The 24,361-nt window shown below is 72.4% G+C and carries 25 protein-coding genes, 1 tRNA gene and 1 pseudogene; 18 read left to right on the plus strand and 9 right to left on the minus strand.

Features of this window, described 5'->3' with window-relative positions:
- Window positions 1-44 precede the first annotated feature (44 nt).
- On the minus strand, window positions 45-725 hold the full coding sequence (locus BOQ63_RS33205) for a TetR/AcrR family transcriptional regulator (protein WP_030281382.1): 681 nt from the start codon (window positions 723-725) through the stop codon (window positions 45-47).
- A 246-nt stretch (window positions 726-971) separates the two neighbouring features.
- Here BOQ63_RS33205 and BOQ63_RS33210 point away from each other — a divergent pair.
- A pseudogene (locus BOQ63_RS33210) lies at window positions 972-1,527 on the plus strand (Uma2 family endonuclease).
- A gap of 118 nt (window positions 1,528-1,645) precedes the next feature.
- On the plus strand, window positions 1,646-2,434 hold the full coding sequence (locus BOQ63_RS33215) for a VOC family protein (protein WP_030281380.1): 789 nt from the start codon (window positions 1,646-1,648) through the stop codon (window positions 2,432-2,434).
- A gap of 27 nt (window positions 2,435-2,461) precedes the next feature.
- Here the strand turns inward: BOQ63_RS33215 and BOQ63_RS33220 are convergent, their stop codons facing one another.
- Entirely contained in the window at window positions 2,462-2,920 is a 459-nt protein-coding gene (locus tag BOQ63_RS33220) for a hemerythrin domain-containing protein (RefSeq protein WP_072655469.1), read from the minus strand.
- Between the two features lie 112 nt (window positions 2,921-3,032).
- A complete protein-coding gene (locus BOQ63_RS33225) occupies window positions 3,033-3,419 on the minus strand; it encodes a TIGR03086 family metal-binding protein (RefSeq protein ID WP_167395809.1) in 387 nt (128 codons plus the stop codon).
- Between the two features lie 115 nt (window positions 3,420-3,534).
- Here BOQ63_RS33225 and BOQ63_RS33230 point away from each other — a divergent pair, with 115 nt between their 5' ends.
- Entirely contained in the window at window positions 3,535-4,110 is a 576-nt protein-coding gene (locus BOQ63_RS33230) for a DoxX family protein (protein WP_030281374.1), read from the plus strand.
- Between the two features lie 136 nt (window positions 4,111-4,246).
- On the opposite strand, the gene BOQ63_RS33235 is transcribed toward BOQ63_RS33230, so the two are convergent.
- Window positions 4,247-5,008, minus strand: coding sequence for a PP2C family protein-serine/threonine phosphatase (locus BOQ63_RS33235; RefSeq protein WP_030281372.1), 762 nt, complete (start codon window positions 5,006-5,008; stop codon window positions 4,247-4,249).
- A gap of 148 nt (window positions 5,009-5,156) precedes the next feature.
- On the opposite strand from BOQ63_RS33235, the gene BOQ63_RS33240 reads away from it, so the two are divergent.
- The 6 genes from BOQ63_RS33240 to BOQ63_RS33265 all read left to right on the plus strand — a co-directional run bounded on the left by BOQ63_RS33240 (window position 5,157) and on the right by BOQ63_RS33265 (window position 11,117).
- Window positions 5,157-6,266: an LLM class flavin-dependent oxidoreductase gene (locus tag BOQ63_RS33240; protein WP_030281370.1), complete on the plus strand. Its 1,110-nt coding sequence runs from the start codon at window positions 5,157-5,159 to the stop codon at window positions 6,264-6,266.
- The gene (locus BOQ63_RS33245; protein WP_030281367.1) at window positions 6,263-6,889 is read left to right on the plus strand and encodes an FMN reductase; all 627 of its coding nucleotides are present in this window, start codon (window positions 6,263-6,265) and stop codon (window positions 6,887-6,889) included. Before BOQ63_RS33240 ends, BOQ63_RS33245 begins: the two co-directional genes overlap by 4 nt.
- A gap of 192 nt (window positions 6,890-7,081) precedes the next feature.
- Complete coding sequence (locus BOQ63_RS33250; protein WP_072655471.1) at window positions 7,082-8,122, plus strand: Dyp-type peroxidase; 1,041 nt, start codon at window positions 7,082-7,084, stop codon at window positions 8,120-8,122.
- Between the two features lie 84 nt (window positions 8,123-8,206).
- Window positions 8,207-9,004 (plus strand): family 1 encapsulin nanocompartment shell protein, encoded by a 798-nt coding sequence (locus BOQ63_RS33255; protein ID WP_030281363.1) that lies wholly within the window; start codon window positions 8,207-8,209, stop codon window positions 9,002-9,004.
- Window positions 9,005-9,323: 319 nt separating this feature from the next.
- Entirely contained in the window at window positions 9,324-10,109 is a 786-nt protein-coding gene (locus BOQ63_RS33260; protein WP_050366876.1) for an electron transfer flavoprotein subunit beta/FixA family protein, read from the plus strand.
- Between the two features lie 45 nt (window positions 10,110-10,154).
- Window positions 10,155-11,117 carry an electron transfer flavoprotein subunit alpha/FixB family protein gene (locus tag BOQ63_RS33265; protein ID WP_063737905.1) on the plus strand — a complete coding sequence of 321 codons (963 nt, stop codon included), beginning with the start codon at window positions 10,155-10,157 and terminating at the stop codon, window positions 11,115-11,117.
- An 82-nt stretch (window positions 11,118-11,199) separates the two neighbouring features.
- Here BOQ63_RS33265 and BOQ63_RS33270 read toward each other — a convergent pair whose 3' ends face one another.
- Window positions 11,200-11,634, minus strand: coding sequence for a PhlB family protein (locus tag BOQ63_RS33270; RefSeq protein ID WP_050366877.1), 435 nt, complete (start codon window positions 11,632-11,634; stop codon window positions 11,200-11,202).
- Between the two features lie 183 nt (window positions 11,635-11,817).
- Between BOQ63_RS33270 and BOQ63_RS33275 the strand changes: the two genes are divergently transcribed.
- Together BOQ63_RS33275 and BOQ63_RS33280 are read left to right on the plus strand one after the other, a co-directional pair.
- Entirely contained in the window at window positions 11,818-12,969 is a 1,152-nt protein-coding gene (locus BOQ63_RS33275) for an acyl-CoA dehydrogenase family protein (protein WP_050367176.1), read from the plus strand.
- A gap of 146 nt (window positions 12,970-13,115) precedes the next feature.
- On the plus strand, window positions 13,116-13,799 hold the full coding sequence (locus BOQ63_RS33280) for a TetR family transcriptional regulator (protein WP_094743043.1): 684 nt from the start codon (window positions 13,116-13,118) through the stop codon (window positions 13,797-13,799).
- Between the two features lie 168 nt (window positions 13,800-13,967).
- Here the strand turns inward: BOQ63_RS33280 and BOQ63_RS33285 are convergent, their stop codons facing one another.
- Complete coding sequence (locus BOQ63_RS33285) at window positions 13,968-15,407, minus strand: MFS transporter (RefSeq protein ID WP_072655473.1); 1,440 nt, start codon at window positions 15,405-15,407, stop codon at window positions 13,968-13,970.
- 199 nt (window positions 15,408-15,606) lie between these two features.
- Between BOQ63_RS33285 and BOQ63_RS33290 the strand changes: the two genes are divergently transcribed.
- Entirely contained in the window at window positions 15,607-15,945 is a 339-nt protein-coding gene (locus tag BOQ63_RS33290; protein ID WP_030286058.1) for an ArsR/SmtB family transcription factor, read from the plus strand.
- 254 nt (window positions 15,946-16,199) lie between these two features.
- Here the strand turns inward: BOQ63_RS33290 and BOQ63_RS33295 are convergent, their stop codons facing one another.
- Both BOQ63_RS33295 and BOQ63_RS33300 read right to left on the minus strand, forming a co-directional pair.
- The gene (locus BOQ63_RS33295; protein ID WP_223886110.1) at window positions 16,200-17,336 is read right to left on the minus strand and encodes an acyl-CoA dehydrogenase family protein; all 1,137 of its coding nucleotides are present in this window, start codon (window positions 17,334-17,336) and stop codon (window positions 16,200-16,202) included.
- A complete protein-coding gene (locus BOQ63_RS33300; RefSeq protein WP_050366878.1) occupies window positions 17,333-18,355 on the minus strand; it encodes a ScbA/BarX family gamma-butyrolactone biosynthesis protein in 1,023 nt (340 codons plus the stop codon). Before BOQ63_RS33300 ends, BOQ63_RS33295 begins: the two co-directional genes overlap by 4 nt.
- Before the next feature lie 157 nt (window positions 18,356-18,512).
- Between BOQ63_RS33300 and BOQ63_RS33305 the strand changes: the two genes are divergently transcribed.
- The 4 genes from BOQ63_RS33305 (at window position 18,513) to BOQ63_RS33320 (ending at window position 22,023) form a co-directional block, all read left to right on the plus strand.
- The gene (locus BOQ63_RS33305) at window positions 18,513-19,220 is read left to right on the plus strand and encodes a ScbR family autoregulator-binding transcription factor (RefSeq protein ID WP_078656716.1); all 708 of its coding nucleotides are present in this window, start codon (window positions 18,513-18,515) and stop codon (window positions 19,218-19,220) included.
- Between the two features lie 23 nt (window positions 19,221-19,243).
- Window positions 19,244-20,017: an HAD family hydrolase gene (locus BOQ63_RS33310; protein WP_063737906.1), complete on the plus strand. Its 774-nt coding sequence runs from the start codon at window positions 19,244-19,246 to the stop codon at window positions 20,015-20,017.
- Between the two features lie 256 nt (window positions 20,018-20,273).
- Window positions 20,274-21,335: a ParB/RepB/Spo0J family partition protein gene (locus BOQ63_RS33315; protein ID WP_223886111.1), complete on the plus strand. Its 1,062-nt coding sequence runs from the start codon at window positions 20,274-20,276 to the stop codon at window positions 21,333-21,335.
- A complete protein-coding gene (locus BOQ63_RS33320; protein WP_150476209.1) occupies window positions 21,319-22,023 on the plus strand; it encodes a thioesterase II family protein in 705 nt (234 codons plus the stop codon). The genes BOQ63_RS33315 and BOQ63_RS33320 overlap by 17 nt, the downstream gene beginning before the upstream one ends.
- Here BOQ63_RS33320 and BOQ63_RS33325 read toward each other — a convergent pair.
- Window positions 22,002-22,089, minus strand: a tRNA-Leu gene (locus BOQ63_RS33325). The genes BOQ63_RS33320 and BOQ63_RS33325 overlap by 22 nt on opposite strands.
- Before the next feature lie 291 nt (window positions 22,090-22,380).
- Here BOQ63_RS33325 and BOQ63_RS33330 point away from each other — a divergent pair.
- Both BOQ63_RS33330 and BOQ63_RS33335 read left to right on the plus strand, forming a co-directional pair.
- Window positions 22,381-23,712, plus strand: a complete 1,332-nt coding sequence (locus BOQ63_RS33330; RefSeq protein ID WP_030286071.1) for a M20/M25/M40 family metallo-hydrolase — start codon at window positions 22,381-22,383, stop codon at window positions 23,710-23,712.
- A 279-nt stretch (window positions 23,713-23,991) separates the two neighbouring features.
- Complete coding sequence (locus BOQ63_RS33335; RefSeq protein ID WP_033350846.1) at window positions 23,992-24,234, plus strand: chaplin; 243 nt, start codon at window positions 23,992-23,994, stop codon at window positions 24,232-24,234.
- Window positions 24,235-24,361 lie beyond the last annotated feature (127 nt).

Genomic DNA, 24,361 nt, shown 5'->3' on the forward strand with positions numbered 1-24,361 from the left:
GGCGGCGCCGGCCAGCGGCGCGTCGGGTCGGTGCTGGTGGTCGGTCAGTTCTTGGTCTGGAAGTCCTCGAAGGTCGCGGCCCGGCCGGGCAGGACCGAACGGACGGGCGTGCGCAGACCGTCCAGGAAGATCTGCAGGTGCCGGTGGACGAACTCGTCGAGCAGCCGGCAGGAGGTGTTCGGAAGCGGTCGGGTCAGCTGGCTCATCGCGATGAACAGGTCGCCGTGGTCGACGTCCGGCCGCAGCTCGCCCGCGGCCCGGGCGCGCTCCATCAGCCCGCCCACGGCGGACTGCAGGCGCTCCCGGACCTCGGTCAGGTCTGGGTCGTGCGGGTCGATGTGGCTACTGAACAAGGTGCAGAGGCCGCCGATCTTCTCCGCGACGTTCGCGTGCACGAACCGTTGCAGAGCGTCGAACGGGCCTCCGCCGTCAGGCGCATCCGCCTCCGCAGTCGCCGTCTCGGCGAGCGCCAGGATGCGGTTCTTGACGAGCAGTGCCACCTCGCGGATCAACGCCACCCGGTCCGGGAAGTTCCGGTACAGCGTGGCATTGCCGACCCCCGCCCGCTTCGCGATCTCGTCCAGCGGCACGTCCGCGCCGTGCTCGACGAACGCGTCCCGGGCTGCCAGCACGATCCGCTCCCGGTTCCGGCTGGCGTCCGCACGCAGCTTCGGCGTGCGCACGCTCCCCGGGCAACGGGCCGTCTCGGCGGCGACGGTGGTCATGGCTACTGCTCCTCCAGGATACCGGGGAAGTTGTCCCCGCTTCTACCAACGTACTGGAAAACGGGGAATCCGTCCCCGTAATTTCCGCCCGTGATGTGACCCGCATCACATCAGGGCGGTCGTCGGACGTGGTCGGTATCGTCGGAAGCCAGACGCTCCGTAACCGCTCGCCGGTGTGCTCGTTCTCCCGGCGGGTGCCTAGGCGAAGGAGCAAGGCCCGTGACTGCGCTCTCCGACCGCCCGCAGATGCTGCCCGAGGAGTTCGAGCAGTTCGCTCGTCATCTGGCCACGACCGCCGAAGGTGTACGGCCGGAGTTCATCAACGGGAAGCTGGGGGTCAAACCCGTGCCGGACGGCGACCACGGCCGCATCATCCAGTGGCTGCTCCGCATCTGCATCCAGGCTCGGCCGGAACTCTACCTGCATGACCAAGGCCTCAAGGTGCAAGGCTGTCGAGGAGGATTCGCCCGCCCGGACGGCACCTTGGCCGACGCCGACGCGTTCGTCGGTCACGGTGACTGGGCCGCTCCCGACCGGGTGCTCATGGTCGCGGAGGTCACCTCGTTCGATTCCGACACGGACCGCCGCGACCGCGTCGAGAAGCCGCGGGCCTACGCCGAGACCGGCATCCCCGTCTACCTGCTGATCGACCGGGACTCCGCCGAGGTCCTCGTGCGCAGCCGGCCCGACGGTGTCCGCTACGAGACCCTTCCAGACCCTGCCCTTCGGAAAGACGGTCCGCCTGCCCGAGCCGGTCGGCATCTCCCTGGACACCGAGCCGCTGAAGAACTGGGTGCGCTGAGCCCGGCCATGTCTTCCCGGGGCGGGTAGCCCCGTCGGCCTAGGCTGGGCGTCCCGGGCGGCCGGTGGGTCGCGGGAGTCGGGAGGGGCCCGGCGGCCGGGTGGCGAGGAGGTTCGCTATGGACAGCGAGGAGACGACCGCCAAGGTGCGCTGCGTGGCGGCCGTTCCGTGCTGGGTGAGCCTGATGGCCCGGGACCTGGAGGGCGCCAAGGACTTCTACGGTCCGCTGCTCGGCTGGGAGTTCGAGCCCGGGCCGGAGCGCTTCGGCCCGTACGTGCACGCGGTGACCGGTGGGGAGGCGGTGGCCGGGCTGGGGGTCGCGGGAACCGGGGCGGTGCCGCTCGCCTGGACCAGCTACTTCGGCACGGAGAACGCCGACGCCGTCGCCGACGCGGTGCGCGAGCGCGGCGCGACCCTGGCGGTCGGCCCGCTGGCCTTCGACGCCGGGCGGGTGGCCTTCGCGGCGGACCCGGTCGGGGCGGTGTTCGGCATCTGGGAGGGCCCGCTGGGCCGGGCCCGGAGGCTGGACCTGCCGGGCGCGCCGGTCTGGATCGAGCTGCGCACCCCGGACCCCTTCGCGGCGGCGCTGTTCTACGGCGAGGTGTTCCGCTGGGACGGCCGGGATCCGGAGCGCTTCGAGGTTCGCTGGGAGCACGACCGGGTGGTGCTGCGGGCGGAGGGGCACAGCGTCGCGGCGCTGGCCAAGGAGCAGGCGGGCGGGCCGGCGGGCATGCCGCCGCACTGGGAGATCTCCTTCGCCGTCCAGGACGCCGACCGGGCGCTGGCCCGGGCTCTGGAGCTGGGCGGTTCGGTGATCGGCCCGGCCTTCGACACCCCGTACGGGCGGGTGGCCCGGCTGCGGGACCGCGAGGGCGCCCGGTTCGCGGTGATCAGCCCCAAGGGCTGACCGGAGGCCGCCGGAAGCGTTCCCGGATCACTCCGGATCGCCGAGCTCCTCCCGTTCCGTCCGCAGCCGTTCGCCGAGCGCCGCGCGGGCCGCCGCGGGCAGGGCCTTGCGGGCGGCGGGGAACAGCAGCTTCTCCTCACCGGTCAGGTGCCGCCGGAGGGTGTCGGCGAGGCCGCGCAGCAGGGTGTCGAAGGCCGGGTCGGCCGGGTCGAGCCCCTGGAGGTCGGAGAGGTACTGCCCGATCGCCAGGTGGTCGTGGATGCTGCGGAAGACCATTGCCCCGCCCTCGGGCACGTCGTGCTGGACGGCCGGGAAGAGGTGTTCCTCCTCTGCGGCGCAGTGGGTGAACAGCAGATCGGTCAGCCGGGCCACCAGCTCGGCGCGCTCGGCGGAGCCGGCCGGTGCCGTCTCGGCCCGGTCGAGCAGCTCGGTGACCGCCTTGTGGTCGGCGGTGAACTCGCCGAGGATGTCCGGCCTGCGGCTCATGGCGTGACCGCCTCTCCTCCGGGATCGGGACTGCCCCCCGTACTGTCCAGTATCCGGCGCCGCCGGACGGAACCCGCGACCCGCCCGGGCCGGGGCCGGCCGGGCGCGCGTATCAGCCGTCCCGCCGCCCGGTGAGGGCCGGCAGCCGGGTCTGCGGGCTCGCGTCCTCGGGCACCGGCAGCGGCGGGTCGAACAGCCCGCTGCCGGAGAGGTCGCCATAGCCCGCGAACCGGTCCGGCGCGAAGTCCACCAGGTCGCCCGGGAGCCGGGTGTCCTTCCCGATGCCCTGGGCGAGGTCCCAGGTGTGGACGACCAGGTCGGTGGTGAGCTGGTCCAGGTGGTACCGGCCGGAGACGTCGCCGAAGGAGAGGTGGACGGTGAGCCCGGCGGTGCCGGGCACCTCCCAGGCCTGCCGGGCGGCCGTGGCGGCGGCCGCCCCGGTACCGCCGGGGCACGCGAGTCGCTCACGGACCGTCAGTTGTTCAAATTCGAACTCCACGGTACGGTCGAGGAGCGGCCGGTTCAAATTTGAACAACAGGCGCGGGGGCCACACCCCGCCCGGCCGCACCACCAGCCACACCCCTACGACCGATCCCGATCGATGGAGACGCGCATGCCGAGCAGCAGCCCGAGCACGACCGCCGCCACCAGCCCCGCCGGCCCGGCCCGGAACCGGAACGGCTCCGGGCCCGCGACCACCTCCCCGCACGCCTATGACGCCGGACTCCTGCTCCTGCGCCTGGTGCTCGGCCTGACCATGGCCGCGCACGGAAGCCAGAAGCTGTTCGGCTGGTTCGGGGGCGGCGGGATCGACGGCACCGGTCAGTTCTTCACCATGAGCGGCTATCCCGCGGGCAACACCATGGCCGTGGTCGCCGGCCTCACCGAGATCCTGGGCGGCCTCGGCCTCGCCGTCGGCCTGCTGACCCCGCTGGCGGGTGCCGCGGTCGTCGGCACGATGGTCAACGCGATCGCCGTCACCTGGGGCGGCGGCTTCTTCGCCCCCAAGGGCAACGAGTACGAGCTGCTGCTGACGGCGGGGGCCGCCGCCCTCGCGCTGACCGGCCCGGGCCGCTACGCGGTGGACCGCTTCCTGCCGGTGCTGAAGGCGCACCGCCTGGCGTACGGCGTGGCCGCCGTGCTGGTCGGCCTGGCGACGGCCGGGGTCATCCTGCTGCTGCGCAAGTAGCCCGACACCGGGGGCGAGGGGCTCGACCCCCCGTCTCGGAGGCCGTGGTGGCCGATCGCCGCCGCGGCCTCCGCGCGTTTCCGGTGCGTCCCGCGTGCGGCGGACCGGAAACGTGGCGGACCGGAAACGTATCGCGTCACTCGCCGATCCGCACCAGCGCCAGGGTGATGTTGTCCGGCCCGCCCGCCTCGATCGCCGCCTTCCACAGCTCGAAGGCGGCCTTGCCGTCGGCCCGCTCGGAGGTGTCGGACGGCCGGGCGAGCACTCCGCTCAGTTCCTCCTCGGTCACCGGGTCGGTCAGGCCGTCGCTGCACACCAGGTAGCGGTCGCCGACGGTCAGTGGCGCAGTCCGCACGTGCGGTTCGACGAAGGTGAGCCCGAGCGAGCCGCCCAGCGTCTGGGTGACCACCGAGGTGGTGCGCCGGCCGGGCGGCAACGGCGGGCTGTCGTCCACGCTCACCCGCTGCAGCCCGTCCCCGGTGATCCGGTAGACCCGGCTGTCGCCGACGTTGAAGACCACCGCCTGCCCGGGGAGCAGTACCAGCCCCGCGACGGTGGTGCCCATCGCGGCCAGCTCCGGGTCCCCGGCGGTGGCCGCGTAGACCGCCCGGTTGCACTCCTGCAGCTCGTCCCGGACGGCCTCCTCGCCGTCCAGTCCGCCTCCGCCGGCGGCGAGCCGGCGGGCGACCAGGGCGCTGGCCACCTCGCCGCCGGGGTGGCCGCCGAGGCCGTCGGCGACCGCGACCACGCAGGGCGGGCCGAGCGGGAAGAGCAGGGTCTGCGGGTTGGTGGTCACGGTGGCGCAGAGCGTCCAGGGGCCGACCGTGAGACTGTCCTCGTTGTGCTCCCGCACCAGGCCCTCGTGGCTCAGTGCGCTCACCGCGATGTACGGCGCCATCGGTTCGCCGCCCTTCCGGAGGGCCGGGCCGCTGTCGGGGGCCCGCCTTCCATTGTCGGGGGGAGCCGGGGGAATAACGATCCGCGGCCGGCTGCTAGGGTGGTTGAAAGTTGGACTACCTGGGACCCTCTGGAGTGTGGTGAGCAGCATGCAGTTCGGAATCTTCAGCGTCGGCGACGTCACCCCCGACCCGACCACCGGCCGCACCCCGACCGAGCACGAGCGGATCAAGGCGATGGTGGCCATCGCCCGCAAGGCCGAGGAGGTCGGCCTGGACGTCTTCGCGACCGGCGAGCACCACAACCCGCCGTTCGTCCCGTCCTCGCCGACGACGATGCTCGGCTACATAGCCGCGCAGACCGACCGCCTCATCCTCTCCACCTCGACCACGCTGATCACCACCAACGACCCGGTGAAGATCGCCGAGGACTTCGCGATGCTCCAGCACCTCGCCGACGGCCGGGTGGACCTCATGATGGGCCGCGGCAACACCGGCCCGGTCTACCCCTGGTTCGGCAAGGACATCCGCCAGGGCATCCCGCTCGCGATCGAGAACTACGCGCTGCTGCACCAGCTGTGGCGCGAGGAGGTCGTGGACTGGCAGGGCCGCTTCCGCACCCCGCTGCAGTCCTTCACCTCCACCCCGCGCCCGCTGGACGACGTCCCGCCGTTCGTCTGGCACGGCTCGATCCGCAGCCCCGAGATCGCCGAACAGGCCGCCTACTACGGCGACGGCTTCTTCGCGAACAACATCTTCTGGCCCAAGGAGCACTTCCAGAAGCTGATCGGGCTCTATCGCGAGCGCTTCGCCCACTACGGCCACGGCACGCCCGAGCAGGCGATCGTCGGCCTCGGCGGGCAGGTGTTCATGCGGAAGAACTCCCAGGACGCGGTGCGCGAGTTCCGTCCGTACTTCGACAACGCTCCGGTGTACGGACACGGGCCCTCGCTCGAGGAGTTCACCGAGCAGACCCCGCTGACCGTGGGCAGCCCCCAGGAGGTCATCGAGAAGACGCTCGGTTTCCGCGAGACCTTCGGCGACTACCAGCGCCAGCTGTTCCTGATGGACCACGCCGGCCTGCCGCTGAAGACCGTGCTGGAGCAGCTGGACCTGCTCGGCGAGGAGGTCGTGCCGGTGCTGCGCCAGGAGTTCGCCAAGGGCCGCCCGGCCGGGGTTCCGGAGGGGCCGACCCACGCCGCGCTGGTCGCGGCCCGCGATGCCGCCGGCACCAACGAGAAGGAGGAGGTCGCCAAGTGACCGCGTTCAAGCTGGCGGCGGTGAGCGCCGGACTGAGCAAGCCGTCCTCGACGCGCCTGCTGGCCGACCGGCTCGCCGAGGCGACCGTGCGCCGGCTCGGCGAGGAGGGGCGGGAGGCCGAGGTCGCGGTGATCGAACTGCGCGACCTCGCGGTGGACATCGCCAACAACTTCGTCACCGGCTTCCCGGCCGCAGCGCTGCGCGAGGCAATCGGCACGGTGACGGAGGCGGACGCGGTGATCGCCGTGACGCCGATCTTCACCGCCTCCTACAGCGGCCTGTTCAAGTCCTTCTTCGACGTGATCGACCACGACGCGCTCACCGGCAAGCCGGTGCTGATCGCCGCCACCGGCGGTACGGCCCGGCACTCGCTCGCCCTGGAGCACGCCGTACGGCCGCTGTTCAGCTACCTGCGCGCGGTGGTGCTGCCGACGGCCGTGTACGCGGCCACCGACGACTGGGGCACGGCCGGGGACGCGCTGACCGACGGCCTGCCGGGCCGGATCGAGCGCGCGGCGGGTGAGCTGGCGGGCCTGCTGGCCGGGCACGGCCCGGTGGCGGAGGCGGCGGTGCCCGAGCAGGTGGTCCCGTTCGCCGAACAGCTGGCAGCGCTGCGGGTCTGAGGGCGGACGGTCGAGGGGGCGGGTGCGCGAAGGAGCGCGCCCGCCCCTTCCGCCTGCGCTCGGGCAGTACGGCCCCGTCACCCGAACGGCCCCGCGGTGCGATCCCCGGCGGTGCCGTCGGCTCCCTCGGCGGGCCGTTCGGGCTGCGTGTCGACCATGCCGATGCGTCCGTTGTGGGATGTGATCGTTGCCATGCAGTCCGAACCGCAAGCCGTGCTCTCCCCGCTGACCGGCGCGGCGATCTTCCTGGTCCTCACCGTCGAACCCGGCGGCGAGGACGCCGTCCGCGACCTCCTGCCCGACCTCGCCGGGCTGCGCCGCTCCGTCGGCTTCCGCGCCCCCGACGGCGGCCTCACCTGCGTCACCGGCATCGGCTCCGAGCTCTGGGACCGCCTCTTCGACGGCCCCCGGCCCGCCGACCTCCGCCCCTTCCAGGAACTGGCCGGCCCTCGCCACCGAGCCCCCGCCACCCCCGGCGACCTGCTGCTGCACCTGCGGGCCGAGCGGATGGACCTCTGCTTCGAACTGGCCGGCCAGCTCACCACGCGCCTCGCCGGGGCGGCCACCGTGGCCGACGCCGTGCACGGCTTCCGCTACTTCGACGACCGGGACCTGCTCGGCTTCGTCGACGGCACCGAGAACCCCGAGGGCCGGGCCGCCGCCGAGGCCACCCTGGTCGGGGCGGAGGACGCGGACTTCGCCGGCGGCAGCTACGTCATCGTCCAGAAGTACCTGCACGACCTGGACAAGTGGAACGCGCTGAGCGTCGAGCAGCAGGAAGGTGCGGTCGGGCGCACCAAACTGACCGACATCGAACTGGACGACGAGGCCAAACCCGCCGACTCGCACGTGGCACTCACGGTGATCACCGGCCCGGACGGCGAGGAGCAGAAGATCGTCCGCTACAACATGGCCTTCGGCTCCTTCGACGGCGGCGGCGAGTTCGGCACCTACTTCATCGGCTACGCGCGCGACCCCGGGGTGACCGAGGAGATGCTGCGCAACATGTTCCTCGGCAACCCGCCCGGCACCACCGACCGGCTGCTCGACTTCTCCACCGCCGTCACCGGCTCGCTGTTCTACGTTCCGACGGCCGACTTCCTCGACTCCCCGCCGCCGCCGGCTTCCCGGGCCGCCGATGCCGTCCCCGCTGACGTTGCTGCCGCCGTTCCCGCCACCGAGGACCGCTCGGACGGCTCGCTCGGCATCGGCAGCCTCAAGGCGCCCTCCTGACAACCGCCCGCCCGAAACCGCCCGCCCGAAACCGCCCGCCCGAAGCCGCCTGTCCGAAGCCGCCCCCTGAACAGGACCTGCGCCATGAACAACCTGCACCGCGAACTCGCCCCGGTCTCCGCCGTCGCCTGGGAGGAGATCGAGGAGGAGGCCCGCCAGACCTTCAAGCTCCACATCGCCGGACGCCGGGTGGTCGACCTCGCCGGTCCCGAGGGCACCACCCTCGCCGCCGTCGGCACCGGCCACCTCACCGGCGTCGAACCACCCCTCCACGGCGTCCAGGCCCGTGCCCGTGCCAGCCGCCCGGTGGTCGAACTGCGCGTCCCCTTCACCGTCGGCCGGGAAGCCGTCGACGACGTCGAACGCGGCTCCCGCGACTCCGACTGGCAACCGGTCAAGGACGCCGCCCGCACCCTCGCCCGCGCCGAGGACCGCGCCGTGTTCGAGGGCTACCGGGCCGCCGGGATCGAGGGCATCCGGGCGGGCTCCAGCAACCCGCCGGTCCAACTCCCCGACGACGTACGGGAGTACCCGGAGGCCGTGAGCCGCGGACTCACCGCCCTCCGTCTCGCGGGCGTCGGCGGACCGTACTCACTCCTGCTCGGCGCCGAGGTCTTCACCGCCGTCAACGAGACCAGCGACCACGGCTACCCCGTCCACAACCACCTGGCCCGGCTGCTCGACGGAGAGATCATCTGGGCCCCCGCGATCGAGGGCGCGTTCCTGCTGTCCACCCGAGGAGGGGACTTCGAGCTCTGCCTGGGCCAGGACGTCTCGGTGGGCTACCTCTCCCACGACTCGGATTCGGTGGAACTCTACCTTCAGGAGTCGCTCACGTTCAGCGTGTACACGGGAGAGGCAGCCGTAGCCCTGCACGGCTGACACCAGCAGGGAACGTCCCGGATGGTGGGGTCGTGACCGGTCCCCGGGTGGGGCGCAGGGCTTGTGGAAACCTGGTGTCAGCTCCCGGCGGCCGGACACCGGGTAGGGTACTGAGTGCCTTTACGAGGGGTACTGAGTGCCGTATTCTTTCGGTGGAGCCTCTGACGCCAGTCGAAGACAGCCGACACGGCATGCCGGTCCAGGTGGCGCTTACGGCGCGCGGACCGCGGCCGGGCCGGACTTGGCACTCAGTACCCTCGGCCTGACCTGAGGCCATGGATCCAGTGCATCCGTGCACCCGTGACAGGAGAAACCGCTCATGAGCTTGAGGATCGTCGTCTGTGTGAAGTACGTGCCGGACGCGACGGGTGACCGTCGTTTCGCGGACGACCACACCACCGACCGGGAGGGCGTGGACGGCCTCCTGTCGGAGCTGGACGAGTACGGCGTCGAGCAGGCGCTGCGGATCGCCGAGGCGAACGACGGTGCCGAGGTGACGGTGCTGACGGTGGGTCCGGACGACGCGAAGGACGCGCTGCGCAAGGCGCTGTCGATGGGCGCGGACAAGGCCGTCCACGTGAACGACGACGACATCCACGGTTCGGACGTGCTGGCGACGTCGGCGATCCTGGCGAAGGCGCTGGAGAAGACCGGGTTCGACCTGGTGATCGGTGGCATGGCGTCGACGGACGGCACGATGGGTGTGCTGCCGGCGCTGCTGGCGGAGCGGCTGGGTGTGCCGCAGGTGACGCTGCTGTCCGAGGTGTCGGTCGAGGGCGGCGTGGTCAAGGGCCGTCGTGACGGTGACGCGGCGACCGAGCTGGTGGAGGCCCCGCTGCCGGCCGTGGTCTCGGTGACGGACCAGTCGGGCGAGGCCCGCTACCCCTCCTTCAAGGGGATCATGGCGGCGAAGAAGAAGCCGGTGCAGTCGCTGGACCTGGACGACCTGGGCATCGAGGCCGACGAGGTCGGCCTGGCGGGTTCGTGGACGGCGGTCGACTCGGTGGCGGCGCGCCCGGCGCGCACCGCGGGCACGGTCGTCAAGGACGAGGGCGAGGGCGGCAAGCAGCTCGCCGCCTTCCTCGCCGACCAGAAGTTCATCTAGTCCGCACCCCGACCCCGACCCAGCGAAACACGGAGACATAGAGCAATGGCTGAGATTCTCGTCCTGGTCGACCACGCCGAGGGTGCGGTCCGCAAGCCCGCCCTGGAGCTGCTGACCCTGGCCCGCCGCATCGGCGAGCCGTCCGCCGTCGTCCTGGGCGCCGGTGCCGCGGCCGCCGACATCGCCGCCAAGGCCGCCGAGTTCGGCGCCGCCAAGGTGTACGTCGCGGACGGCGCCGAGTTCGCCGACCAGCTGGTCGTCCCCAAGGTGGACGCCCTGACCCAGATCGCCAAGGCCAACGACGTGGCCGGCGTGCTGGTGACCTCCTCCGGCGAGGGCAAGGAGGTCGCCGCCCGCGTGGCGCTGCGCCTCGGCTCCGGCATCATCACCGACGCGGTGGACGTCCGCGCCGGCGACCAGGGCCCGGTCGCCACCCAGTCGGTGTTCGCCGCCTCGTACACCGTCGAATCCCGCGTCAGCAACGGCGTGCCGGTCATCACCGTCAAGCCGAACGCCGTCGCCCCGGAGGCCGCTCCGGCCGCCGGCGCCGTCGAGAACGTGTCGGTGGAGTTCACCGGCAACGCCGCCAGGGTCACCTCGCGCACCCCGCGGGTCTCGACCGGCCGCCCCGAGCTGACCGAGGCCGCCATCGTGGTCTCCGGCGGCCGCGGCGTCGGTGCCGCCGAGGGCTTCGGCGTGGTCGAGGAGCTCGCGGACGCGCTCGAAGCGGCCGTCGGCGCCTCGCGCGCCGCCGTCGACGCCGGCTGGTACCCGCACAGCTCCCAGGTCGGCCAGACCGGCAAGCAGGTCTCCCCGCAGCTGTACGTGGCCAACGGCATCTCGGGCGCGATCCAGCACCGGGCCGGCATGCAGACCTCGAAGACCATCGTGGCCGTCAACAAGGACCCCGAGGCCCCGATCTTCGAGCTCGCCGACTACGGCGTGGTCGGCGACCTCTTCGAGGTCCTGCCGCAGCTCACCGCCGAGGTGAAGGCCCGCAAGGGCTGATCCCCCGGAAGCCGCACGGAGGGCGTGGCACTCGGTACCCCCGGTACCGAGTGCCACGCCCTCCGTCGTGCCGTCCCGCCGACTACTCGGCGAAGGCCGCCAGGTGCTGGGTGAACCCGCCCTTGACCGGCGGCAGCGGGCGCGGCTCCGGGTCCTGCTCCACCGGCGGTTCCTCCACCGTCAGCAGCCGCAGCTCGGGCTGGTCCGAGCCGGGGGAGGAGTACAGCCTCACCCGGGTGCCGACCGGCACGGTGCTGCGCATGCCGTCCACGATGCACCAGACGTCGAACCCCTCGGCCATCCGGATCAGCGACTTCTGGCGGACCAGCGGCGTACGGGCCTGCTCGACCGCGCAGCGCCGCACGACGCCGGTGCCCTCGCTGGGCTCCAGCCGCAGCTCGGTGGAGCCGCAGGTGGGGCAGAGCAGCCGCTGGAAGGTCGGGTTGTTGCACCAGGTACAGCGCTGGAAGTACAGCGTCGTACTCCGGGTGTCGGCATCGATGGCTGAGTGGACCACGTCGTCATCTCCCTGCGCTCGGACCGGCTCTGTCGGCAGAAGTACGCCAGTAGTTCGGCTGTAGTGCGGCAGGAAAAGAATAGGGAACTCAGTGCCGCCCTGTGAAGGCACTGAGTTCCCTTTTTGCCGTGCCCGTGCATAATGAAGGGTACTGAGTACCGTCGTGAAACAGGAGTGGCGATCATGAGCCAGGACTTCGATCTCTTCCGTATCTCCGAGGAGCACGAGATGCTCCGTGAGGCGGTGCGTTCGCTGGCCGAGGCGAAGATCGCTCCGTTCGCGGCGGAGGTGGACGAGCAGGGGCGTTTCCCGCAGGAGGCGTTGGACGCGCTGCGGGGCAACGATCTGCACGCGGTGCACGTGCCGGAGGTGTACGGCGGTGCGGGGGCGGACGCGCTGGCGACGGTGATCGTGATCGAGGAGGTCGCGCGGGTGTGCGGCTCGTCGTCGTTGATTCCGGCGGTGAACAAGCTGGGGTCGCTGCCGGTGCAGTTGTCGGGTTCGGAGGAGTTGAAGGCGAAGTACCTGGGGGCGCTGGCGCGGGGTGAGGGGATGTTCTCGTACTGCCTGTCGGAGCCGGAGGCGGGCAGTGACGCGGCGGGGATGAAGACCCGGGCGGTGCGTGACGGTGACTTCTGGGTGCTGAACGGTGTGAAGCGGTGGATCACCAACGCGGGGGTGTCGGAGTTCTACACGGTGATGGCGGTGACGGATCCTTCGATGCGTTCGAAGGGGATCTCGGCGTTCGTGGTGGAGAAGGGCGACGAGGGTGTGTCGTTCGGTGCTCCGGAGAAGAAGCTGGGGATCAAGGGTTCGCCGACGCGTGAGGTGTACTTCGACAACGTGCGGATTCCGGCGGACCGGATGATCGGTGCCGAGGGGAGCGGGTTCCAGACGGCGATGAGGACGTTGGACCACACCCGGGTGACGATCGCGGCTCAGGCGGTGGGGATCGCGCAGGGTGCTCTGGACTACGCGAAGGGCTACGTGCGGGAGCGCAAGCAGTTCGGGAAGGCGATCGCGGAGTTCCAGGGGATCCAGTTCATGCTGGCGGACATGGCGATGAAGCTGGAGGCCGCGCGGCAGATGACGTACGTGGCGGCGGCGAAGTCGCAGCGCGGGGACGCGGATCTGACGTTCTTCGGTGCGGCGGCGAAGTGCTTCGCGTCGGACGTGGCGATGGAGGTGACCACGGACGCGGTGCAGTTGCTGGGTGGTTACGGTTACACGCGGGACTACCCGGTGGAGCGGATGATGCGGGACGCGAAGATCACCCAGATCTACGAGGGCACCAACCAGGTCCAGCGGATCGTCATGGCCCGCAACCTGCCGTAACGGCGCCCCCCGGGACGCCCCGGCGGCCGGGCGGGTCAGCCCACCGGCCGTCGGGGCCGACACGTTGCGCCGATGCTAAGTTCCGGAGAATGAGCGAGAAGGAAGAGCAGGACCTGCCCATGAACGACGGGCCCTCGAAGCCGGCGATGCGCGAGGCGCTGGTGGCCGCTGCCTTCGAACTCTTCCTGGAGCGCGGCTTCGAGCAGACGACGATCGACGACATCGTCTCGCTCGCCGGCGTCGGCCGGCGCTCCTTCTTCCGGTACTTCCCGGCCAAGGAGGACGTGGTCTTCCCCGACCACGAGCGCAGCCTCGCCGAGATGACGGAGTTCCTGGACTCCGGCACCGGCGAGGAGGACCCGGTGAAGCACGCCTGCGACGCCGCCCGGCTGGTCCTGCGGATGTACGCCGAGCAGCCCTCCTTCTCCGTCCAGCGGTACCGCCTCACCCGCAAGGTCCCGGGCCTGCGGGCGTACGAGCTGTCGGTGGTCTGGCGCTACGAGCACACCCTCGCCGCCTACCTGCGCGGCCGCTTCGCCGACCGCCCGGACGGCCCGCTGCGCGCCGACGTGATCGCCGCGGCCGTGGTCGCCGCCCACAACCACGCCCTGCGCACCTGGCTGCGCTCGGGCGGCGAGAGCGACTGGGTGGCCGAGGTGGACGCGGCGATGGCCTTCGTCACCTCCACCTGGAGCGACCGCCCCGCCGACGCCCCGGAGGGCCAGGACGCGGCCGACGACGTGGTGGTCCTGGTCGCCAGCCGCCGGGCCCCGCTGTGGCGGATGGTCCAGGGCATCGAGAGCGCCATCGGCGACGCCCGCCGGCCCTGAACCGGCCCGGCGGACCGCGTCGCAGCATGCCGAACGGCCCCTCCCACCGGACACGTGGTCCGGTCGGAGGGGCCGTTCGGCGTTCCCGCCCCGCCTCCGGGGGCCGGGCGGCGCGGGAACACGGGGTGATGGACTCCCGGATCGCGGGGCCGGTCAGGTCGGGGCAGGTCAGGTACGGGCCGGGGCGGGCGCGGCCGCGGCCTCGGTGCGGCGCTCCGAGTGGGCGACCAGCCGCCAGGCGCACCCCGCGCCGAGCAGGTAGGCGACGCCGACCAGGACGAACGACACCGAGGCGCCCCGGCTCCAGTCGGGCGTCGCGTGCAGCACCACGCCGACGACGGCGATGCCCACCAGCGAGCCGATCTGGCGGTTGGCGTTCAGGACGGACCCGGCGACGTTGGCGTGCTCCGGGCCGGCCGAGTCCACCATGGCCGCCGTCATGCCGGGGGAGACGATGCCCGAGCCGAGGCAGGCCACGCCGATGCCGACGGCGATGATCCAGTACGGGGTCGACGCGGAGATCGCGGTCAGGCCGAGCGAGCACACCCCGGCGATCAGCAGGAAGACCGTCAGCAGCGGGCCGTTGGCGTAGCGCTCCGAGATCTTCGAGTACACCACGTTGGCCACCGGCGACAGGACGGTGATCGGGATCAGCTCCAGCCCGGCGACGAACGGGCTGGCGCCCTGGGCGTGTTGGAAGAACAGCCCGAGCGTGAAGATGGTGCCGAAGAACGCGAAGTTGAAGAAGAAGCCGACCAGGTTGGCGCCCGAGAAGCCGGGGTGGCGGAAGAGCGTCCACGGCATCACGAGCTTGTCGCTGCTGCGCTCGCGCCGTACCAGCACGGCGGCGGCGACCAGCGCCACGGCGTAGGAGACCACCACCGGGGTTGCGGCCCAGCCGAGTTGGGGGGCCTCGATCAGCGCGAAGCTGACCGCGGCGAGCGTGACGATCCAGACCAGGTGGCCGAACGGGGCCGGCCGGTCGCCGCGCGCCTCCGGCGCCGCGATGAACCGCCGCGTCATCAGCATGCCGATCACGCCGATCGGCAGGTTCAGCAGGAAGACGCTCTGCCAGCCGAGCGAGCCGACCATGAGGCCGCCGAGGGTGGGACCGACACCCGAGGAGGTGGCGACGATCGCGGACCACAGACCGAGCATCTTGGTGCGCCGGCGCTTCTCGGGGAACGAGAACACCAGCAGGGACAGCGAGCTCGGCATGAACAGCGCGGCACCGGCGCCCTGCAACATCCTTGCGGCGATCAGCAGTTCGGGCGTGTTCGCGAGTGCGCAGCCGAGCGAGGCCAGCAGGAACAGACCCATGCCGCCCATGTAGACCCTCTTGGCGCCGAGCCAGTTGGCCAGGCCGCCGGCCAGCATCAGCAGGGAGGCGAAGGTCAGGATGTAGCCGTCCACGACCCAGGTGAGCTGGGTGAGCGTGGCCCCGAGCCTCTCCTGGAGGGTCGCGCCCGCGACGTTGACGATGGTGACGTCCAGAGTGGCCATCACGAATCCGGTGGCCAGTGCGGCGATCTTCGGGCCGCTGGAGGAGTCCGGTGGGGCGGAGGCGGGGGCGCCGGTCTGCGCCGGGCGGGTCTCGGCGGTAGTCATCGCTGGTTCCTTCTCTTGCGGACGGCGGCTGCCCGGGGAGCGGGCAACTCACCATGGCGATGGTCGAGTTGGCGAGTGTGCGGGACCCCACTGAAGGGCATATGACGATGGCTGTCAAATTTGATTACGGTCGTCATAAAGTGGCCGTCGTACGATCGCGCTCGTACGATGAGGACGCCGCGAACCAGAGAGGTGCACCGTGACCGCACAGGCCGCCGTCGACCGCATCGGGGACCACCCCGACGCCGCGGACATCACCCTGCAGCGCATCCTGGAGGCCTTCGCCGACCCGGTACGGCGCAGCATCGTCCGGCAGATCGCCCGCGCCGCGGGCGACACCGCCTGCGGCACCTTCGACATCTCGGTCACCCGGTCGACCGGCACCCACCACTTCCGGGTGCTGCGGCAGTCCGGGCTGATCCGGCAGTACTACGTCGGCACGTCCAAGATGAACACCCTGCGCCGCGACGACCTGGAGCAGGCCTTCCCCGGCCTGCTGGACGCCCTCATCGCCGCGGCCGACCGGGAAGCCGGCTGACCGGAGACCGGCTCCCTGGTCGGCCGGCCTGGCCGAAGGCGGCCGGCCTGGCCGGGCGCGGCGACGAGGGCGTGGCGCCGCAGAGGTAGGAACATACCTATGTGAAGGTATGTTTCTGGGGCGATGGAGGAGCTGGGCACCAGGGGTCGACCGACGCTCCGACGGGCGGGCGGTCGGCCCCTGGCGCGGGACGCTGCGCAGCGTGCCAGGGCGGCGCGGCCGCACGGCGGCACGGGGTTCGGCGGCCTGGGCGCCTACCCGTCGAGCACGGCCGCGGCGTAGTCGGCGGCGGCCGCCGCCGGGCCCAGCACACCGTGCGAGGCCGCGGTGGTGACGTCGCGCCAGTACCGCTGGATGGGGGAGTCCTCCCGCTGCACCTGCGATCCGGCCGCGCGGAAGAGCCGGTCGACCGCCTCCGCGCACCAGGCCGCGGCCATCGCCGCGTCCCGCCGGTTCTCCGCCACCAGCAGCGGGGTCACCTCGGCACGGTCGGCCCGCTCGGCGACCCGCTCCAGCAGCAGCCTGGCCGCGGCGATCCGAGCCGAGCCCTCGCCGAGCGCCAGCTCGGCCTCCGCCCGCCGGGCGGGGGAGAGGGCGGGCAGCCGAGGCGTCACGGCCGAGCGCCATGCGTCGAACGCGCCCTCGGCCGCCCCCAGCACCGGCGCCGCGAACATCAGCGCCCCGGCCAGGTGGACCGGCACCCGGTGGCAGCGGGCCGCGTCCACGCCCAGCGGTCGCTGCAGGTCCGCGAGGGTGCAGGAGAGCCGGTCCGGGACGAACGCCCCGGCCACCTCCACCGCGTTGCTGCCCGTCCCGCGCATGCCCAGGCTCCGCCAGGTGTCCAGGACGGTCCAGTCCGACCGGGGGACGGCGAAGATCCGGTGCTCGGGCCGGTCCGCGGGGCCGGTCCGGGTGGCCAGCAGCAGCCAGTCCGCGTGGTCGACCCCGCTGGCGGTGTCCCAGCGGCCGCGGATCCGCCAGCCGTCGCCGTCCCGGACCGCCTCGCCCTGCGGCGGCATGATCGAGGTGGCGATCAGTACGTCGGGCGAGGCCCCCCACAGTTCCTTCCGCCCTTCCTCGGGGAGGTAGGCGGCGAGCCGGCCGTGCGCCGCGAACAGGATGGCGCACCAGGCGGTGGACGGGCAGGTCCGGGCGATCTCGGCCGACGCGCCGAGCAGTTCGGCGAAGGTGCCGGCCGTGCCGCCGAGTTCGCGGGGGACGAAGTGGCGGGGGAACCCGGCGGCCACGACGGCCGCGACCGCCTCCGGGCCCAGCCGGCGCCGGTCCTCCACGCCGGCCAGGTCGCGCCGCGCCGCGTCCACCACCCGTCCGATCGCGTCGGCGGGCAGGGCGGGGGGCGGGGCGGCGGTGTTCGCGACGGGCGCCTTCACGGGGCCTCCTGACGGTCCGTCGGGTAGGCGAGCCGGGCCGTGGCGAGGACGACGCCGCGCTGGGCGGCGGTGACCTCGGCCGTCCGCATCCGGCCCGGGCCGCCGGTCCGCGCGGCCCCGTCCGGCCCGGGCGTCACGGTGACGGCCACCGGCAGGTCCGGCTCGGCGAAGGCGGTGAAGCTCGCGGAAAGCCCGGCGGGGTGCAGTGCAGCGCCCAGGGCGCGGCCGGCCTGCCGGAACGCCTCCAGCAGCACCATGCCCGCGACGTGGTCGGACGGATGGTCGAAGAGCACCGGGTGGCCCGGATCCGGGTCGAGCCAGAAGGTGCCGGGGGCGTCGGAGGAGTCCCGGGCGAGCAGGACGTGCTCGTCGCCCGGGTACCCGACCTCGCCGGGAGCGAGCCGCCGCAGCGGGCCGAGCGGAGCCTCGGGGCGCCGGGGTGCCCCGGCCGCCGTCCTCGGGCGGGCCTCGCGGTGGCGCACCACCTGGTAGAAGGCGGGGTCCAGGACCTCCCAGCGGATGCCCGCCCGGCCGAGCGGGACGCCGTCGACGGACGCCGCCGCCTCCAGGGCGAGGCCGGTGCGGCGCGGCGTGTTCACCGTTCGGGTGCAGGTGACGTCCAGGGTGACGTGCGCCGGGGCGCCGGGCCGCAGCGGTGCAGCACCGTCCGGCAGCTCCAGGTCGAGCCGGTCGAGGACGAACGGGTGCCCCTGCGGTACGCCGTGGAAGCGGTGCGAGAGGTGTATCAGGGTCTGGCGGACCGTCTCGGCGAGCAGCAGCGGATCCGGCGACCGGCCGTCCCCGCTGTGGTGGAGGAAGTGGTCGCGGAGCCATGCGGCGCCGACGGTGAAGCGGCCGTCGCCGGTGCGGACGGCGTCGGTGAGCAGGACCTCGGCCGCGGAGGTCTTGTGGACCGAAGCGGCCGGAAGTCGGTGACTGAACGAGATCCTGGAGCCGGACGACAGTGGTACTGCCTGGTCCGACGGCAGGTACTTTGGCGGTGCGGTGATGATGGACATGCGAGCACGTCTCCCCGTTGGTGTGCCGTTCCCTAAGGTGGTGCCACCCCATCTGCGGGCGAGGGTCATGTCAGGTGACCGTTGATCCCGGGCTGAAAATATACCTGGGAGAAGGTATATCGCCAGAAGTGCCCGATGTAGAAAGAAAGGGCGAACAGTGAGTCAGAACAAGGGTGTTGCCGTGGAGTCGCTGTGGCCGACCCCCAAGATCCAGCGATCGGGCGCGACCGGGCCGCTGCTGCGCCAGGAGCGCGCCGAACGCACCAGGGAGCAGATCCTGCACTGTGCCGCGCGGATCTTCGCCGAGCGCGGGTACCAGCAGACCGGCATCAAGGACGTGGCGGACGAGGTGGCCATGACCAAGGGTGCCGTCTACTTCCACTTCCCGAACAAGCAGGCCCTTGCCATCGCCGTGGTGGACGAGTTGTACTCACGTTGGCCCGTGACGCTGGAGGCGGTGCGCGGCAAGGGCCTCTCGCCGCTGGACACCGTGATCGAGATGTTCAACGCGGCGACCGTCGCGTTCCTGGAGGACCCGATCATGCAGGCGGGCACCAGGCTGCAGAACGAGCGCGACGCCGTCGACGTCGAGCTGCCGCCGCCCTACGTGGACTGGACGAACCTGATCTCGATGCTGATGCGCGAGGCCCACCAGCAGGGCCAGTTGGCGCAGCACGTGGATCCGGACGTCGCCGCGCGGGTGGCCGTCGCGGCGTTCTTCGGCGCCCAGCACATCTCCGACAACCTGAACGGCCGCGCGGACTTCGCCGAGCGCTGGCGCGAGGTGCGTGACACCCTGTTCCCCGCCCTGCGCGCCCGGCCGAGCCTCGCCACCGACCCCGACCGACCCGTCACCCGCGGGTGACCCCGGCCCCCGAGGAGCCCTCCGTGGTCCAGTCCGACCGTCTGGCATTCAGCGACCTGGACGAGACGCTGATCGACTGCAAGAGCATGTTCGACTTCCTGGACTTCTACCTCGGCGACCGGTACGGGGCCTCGGGCGTCCGGCGGGCGGCCCGGGTGCGGGCCGAGCTGGTCGCCCTGGTGGCCGCCGGGACGCCGCGCGAGCAGGCGAACCGGGCCTACTACCGGGTCTGGGCCGGGGAGCGGGAGGAGTCCGTCCGCGCGGCCGGCTGGGAGTGGTTCGCCCAGCGCTCCCGGAGCGCCGGCTTCTACATCGCCGCCACCCGCGAGGCCCTGACGCGGCACCGGGCGGCGGGCGACCCGGTGGTGCTGGTGTCCGGCTCCTTCCCGGCGCTGGTCGAGCCGGTCGCCCGGGACATCGGCGCCGCGCACGTGGTGTGCAGCCGGCCGGAGGTGCGCCGGGGGGTGTTCACCGGCGAACTGGTCGGCGAGCCGGTGATCGGCGAGGAGAAGCGCCGGGCCGTGCGCGCCCTGCTCCGGGCGTACCCGCACGTCGATCCGGCCGACTGCTACGGCTACGGGGACCACGTCTCCGACCTGCCGATGCTGACCGAGGTCGGGCACCCTGTGGTGGTCGGCGACCCGGACCTGGTCGACCGGGTGCCCGGGGCCCGGCTGCTGCCGGTCGGCAGGCCCCTTCCGCCCGACGCCTTGACGGCGGACGGGCTGACGGCCGGTCAGCCGGTGGCCCGTGAGCTGACGGCCGGTGCGCTGGCGGCCGGGGCCGCGGCACGCTGATCACCCGGGCCCGCCGCCCCCTGAACGCAACGGTCTCGCTGCCGCATGTTGCGGCCGCATTAAAATACCGTCCCAAAGGTATGTGTGTGGCCTACGATCGCTGCGAAGCATGCCCCCTTTGGCCTGCCTCGACGAGGAGACGCCCCAGCAGACCCAGGGAGCGGGACGGGCACGGTCCCCGAGGCCGGACGAGCGGTGCGCACAGCGACCCCGTCCGCCCGGCCACGCTCCCGTGTTGCACGTCAGAGGACTCGCCGTGAAGCAAGAGACCGCAACCGTCCGAGCCGAGGAGAACCCGGCACTCCGCACGCCGTCCCCGGAATGGGCCCCGGCCCTGTCCGAGGTGGTGACCGTCCCGGTCGCCGCACTGCTGCCGGCCGACTCGCCGCGCGCCCGCGGCGAGGACCCGGAGCACCTGAGGACGCTGGCCGAACTCGGCCGCGACCTGCCGCCGATCATCGTCCACCGTTCGACCATGCGGGTGATCGACGGCATGCACCGGCTGCGCGTGGCCGCCGCCGAGGGAAGACCCGACATCCCCGTCCGCTTCTTCGAGGGCCTGGAGCGTGACGCCTTCGTGCTCTCGGTCCAGAGCAACACCCGGCACGGCCTGCCGCTCTCCCGGGCCGAGCGGACGGCGGCGGCCGGCCGGATCCTCGGCTCCCACGCCGACTGGGCGGACCGCATGATCGCCGAGGTCACCGGCCTGTCCACCAAGACCGTACGGGCGCTGCGGCGGGAGATGGGCGGGGCGATCCCGCACCCGGCGACCCGGATCGGCCGCGACGGGCGCGCCCGGCCGCTGGACAGCGCGACCGGCCGGCTGCGCGCGAGCGAGCTGATCGCCGCCAACCCCCGGGCCTCGCTGCGGGCGATCGCCGACGAGGCGGGCATCTCCCCGGGGACGGTCCGGGACGTCCGGGAGCGGCTGCGGCGCGGCGAGGCTCCCGTCCCCGCCGGGCGCCGCGCCCCCGCCTCGCAGCAGGCGGGCCCGGACCTTGCCCGCACCATGGAACGGCTGATGAGCGACCCCGCCCTCCGGCTGACCGAGAGCGGCCGGCACCTGCTGCGGATGCTGACCAGCAGCCTGCCCCCGGCCGAGCAGCGGGACCAGCTGGTGCGCAGCGTCCCGCCGCACTGCGCCGGGCGGGTCTCCCAGCTGGCCCTGGAATGCGCCGCCGCCTGGCAGGAGTTCGCGCGGCTGGTGGAGACCGCCAGGCCGGACCTCGCCCCCGAGGGCTGGTCCTCGGCGGCGGGCGCGGTCGCCTCCTCGGCGCGCTCGCACGGAGCGGGGCGGGCCGATGCTCCGGCGGCCTGACCGCCCGGGCCACCGCCCGGGCCGCGAGGCGACGGCGCCCGGGGTGTGCAACCGGGGCCGGTCCCCGGTCGCACACCCGGCCACGGCGGAGCCCGGACCCGACGACGCCCCGATCGCCCTGCCGGGGCTGCACCCGGCCGGAGGCAGTACGGCCTTCTTCACCGGCCGGCAGCGCGCCCCGGGGGAGCGGGCGAGGGACGTCCCGGTCCGGCTCCCCGGCCGGGACGCCACCGGCGGCCACTGCCGGGCCGACCTGTCGAGCCTGGTCGCCGCCCTGGCGCGCGACCTCGGCCCGCCGCTCGACCGCCCCTATCTCCTCTACGGGCACAGCATGGGTGCGCTGCTCGCCCATCGGCTCACCCTGTGCAGAACCGAGCAGGGCCGCCGACTGCCCGAGCGGCTGCTGCTCGGGGCCTATCCGGCACCCCGCCTGCCGCACCCGCCGCACCGCGCGGCGGGGCTCTCCGATGCCGAACTCGTGCGTCTGCTCGTCGATTCGGCGCGCTGCCGGAATCGCTCACCGGCGCCTGTCCGAACTGGAGGCGAAGTGCGACCCCGCCAACGTCTTCCGGGTGAACCAGAACACCGAGCCCGCCGAGCCGGCCCGCAGCTGAACCCCCGGGCCCCGGGAAACGCAGAAGGCCCCAGATCAACTGGGGCCTTAGCTGGTGTCCGAGGGGGGACTTGAACCCCCACGCCCGATAAAGGGCACTAGCACCTCAAGCTAGCGCGTCTGCCATTCCGCCACCCGGACCGGGTGTCGCCCTCGCGGCTTCCGATCTCTCGTCCGTCGCGCTGACAGATGTAACTGTAGCAAAGATCGGCTTGGGCTCCCAAAACGGCTCCGGACCGGGTGGCCGGGCCGGTGGCGGGAGCAGGGCCCGGCCTGTGGCGGGGGCGTGACCAGCGGGTTTCGGGGCGGTACGGGGGGTGGATCGGGATCGGGCGCTGGGGGAGGATGGGCGGACGTGCTCGTACGGCCCGGGTGCAGAGCCTGGGGGTGGCGCGCTGGTGCGTCGGTGCGGGCCCAAGACGAGGAGTGACCGTGAGCGAGCGGAGCGAGTCGGCGGCGCCGAAGGTGACGGCTGAGTCGGAGGTCGCGGAGATCTGTCGCGATCTGATCCGGATCGACACCAGCAACTACGGCGACGGCTCCGGCCCGGGCGAGCGCAGGGCGGCCGAGTATGTGGCCGAACAGCTCGCCGAGTTCGGGGTGGAGCCGCAGATCTTCGAGTCGGCCAAGGGCCGAGCCTCGACCGTGATCCGGATCGAGGGCGAGGACCGGTCCCGCCCGGGCCTGCTGATCCACGGCCACACCGACGTGGTGCCGGCCAACGCCGCGGACTGGACGTACGACCCCTTCGGCGGCGAGATCGCCGACGGCTGCGTCTGGGGGCGCGGCGCGGTCGACATGAAGGACATGGACGCGATGACCCTCGCGGTCGTCCGCGACCGGCTGCGCACCGGCCGCAAGCCCCCGCGCGACCTGGTGCTGGCCTTCCTCGCCGACGAGGAGGCGGGTGGCACGTACGGCGCGCGCTTCCTGGTGGACAAGCACCCCGAGCTGTTCGAGGGCGTGACCGAGGGCATCGGCGAGGTCGGCGGCTTCTCCTTCACGGTCAACGACCAGGTGCGGCTCTACCTGGTGGAGACGGCCGAGAAGGGCATGCACTGGATGCGCCTGACGGTCGAGGGCCGGGCCGGGCACGGCTCGATGGAGAACGACGACAACGCGATCACCGAGCTGTGCGAGGCGGTCGCCCGGCTCGGTCGGCACAAGTTCCCGCTGCGGATCACCAAGACCGTCCGGGCCTTCCTGGACGAGCTGTCCGACGCGCTCGGCGTCGAGCTGGACCCGGAGAACATGGACGAGACGCTCCGCGTCCTCGGCGGTATCGCCAAGATGATCGGCACCACGCTGCGCAACACCGCCCAGCCGACCATGCTCGGCGCCGGCTACAAGGTGAACGTGATCCCCGGCCAGGCCACCGCGCACGTGGACGGGCGCTTCCTGCCCGGCTACGAGGAGGAGTTCCTGGCTGAGTTGGACAGCGTGCTCGGCCCGCGCGTGAAGCGGGAGAGCCTGCACTCGGACCGGGCGATCGAGACCGGCTTCGACGGCTCGCTGGTCGAGGCGATGCAGACCGCCCTGCGGGCGGAGGACCCGATCGCCCGCGCGGTGCCGTACTGCCTGTCGGGCGGGACGGACGCCAAGTCCTTCCAGGACCTCGGCATCCGCTGCTTCGGCTTCGCGCCGCTGCAGCTGCCGCCGGAGCTGGACTTCGCCGGGATGTTCCACGGCGTGGACGAGCGGGTGCCGGTGGACGGGCTGAAGTTCGGCGTCCGGGTGCTGGACCGTTTCATCGACGCCTGCTGAGCGCCCCGCGATTCCGTCGCGCCTGCTGATCAGGCGACTGGGTCGGCCCGCTCCCGGGCGGCCGGGGGCGGGCCGAGCGCATTGTCCGAGCGCATGATTGTGGGACGGGTGGAAAGAGATCAACAGAAACGATTCTGCCCGCAATTTTGCGCCGCTTATCTGTGCGAAGCGTCACCGTTGCGGGTGAATGGGAAATCTGTTCCGTACCCCGTTCGCCGCAGCGTCGTTCATTCCTGTGCAGCCCGCCGAACGGGTTGCGTTGTCCATACAGGAGGAATGATGAAGGTCAAGAAGATCGCCGCTGTCGCCGCCGCCACGGGTGGCCTGGTGCTCGCCGCCGCCGGTGTCGCGTCCGCTCACGGCGGTGCCGGTGCCGAGGGTGTGGCCGCGGGCTCCCCGGGCGTCGTTTCGGGCAACCAGGTCCAGATCCCGGTTCACGTGCCGGTCAACGTTTGCGGCAACACCGTCAGCGTGATCGGTCTGATCAACCCGGCGTTCGGCAACCACTGCGCCAACGTCTGAGTCAACCTCCGGGCCCTCGGGGCCCGTTGAGCCCGATTCAGCACGGCCCCCGGGCGGCGGACGCGCCGCACGGGGGCCTTCGTGCGCGCGCCGTCAACCGGGGGCCTTCGTGCGGTCCCGCCGCGTG

It is taken from the genome of Streptomyces viridifaciens, assembly GCF_001888885.2.
GTDB classification, from domain to species: Bacteria; Actinomycetota; Actinomycetes; order Streptomycetales; family Streptomycetaceae; genus Kitasatospora; species Kitasatospora aureofaciens.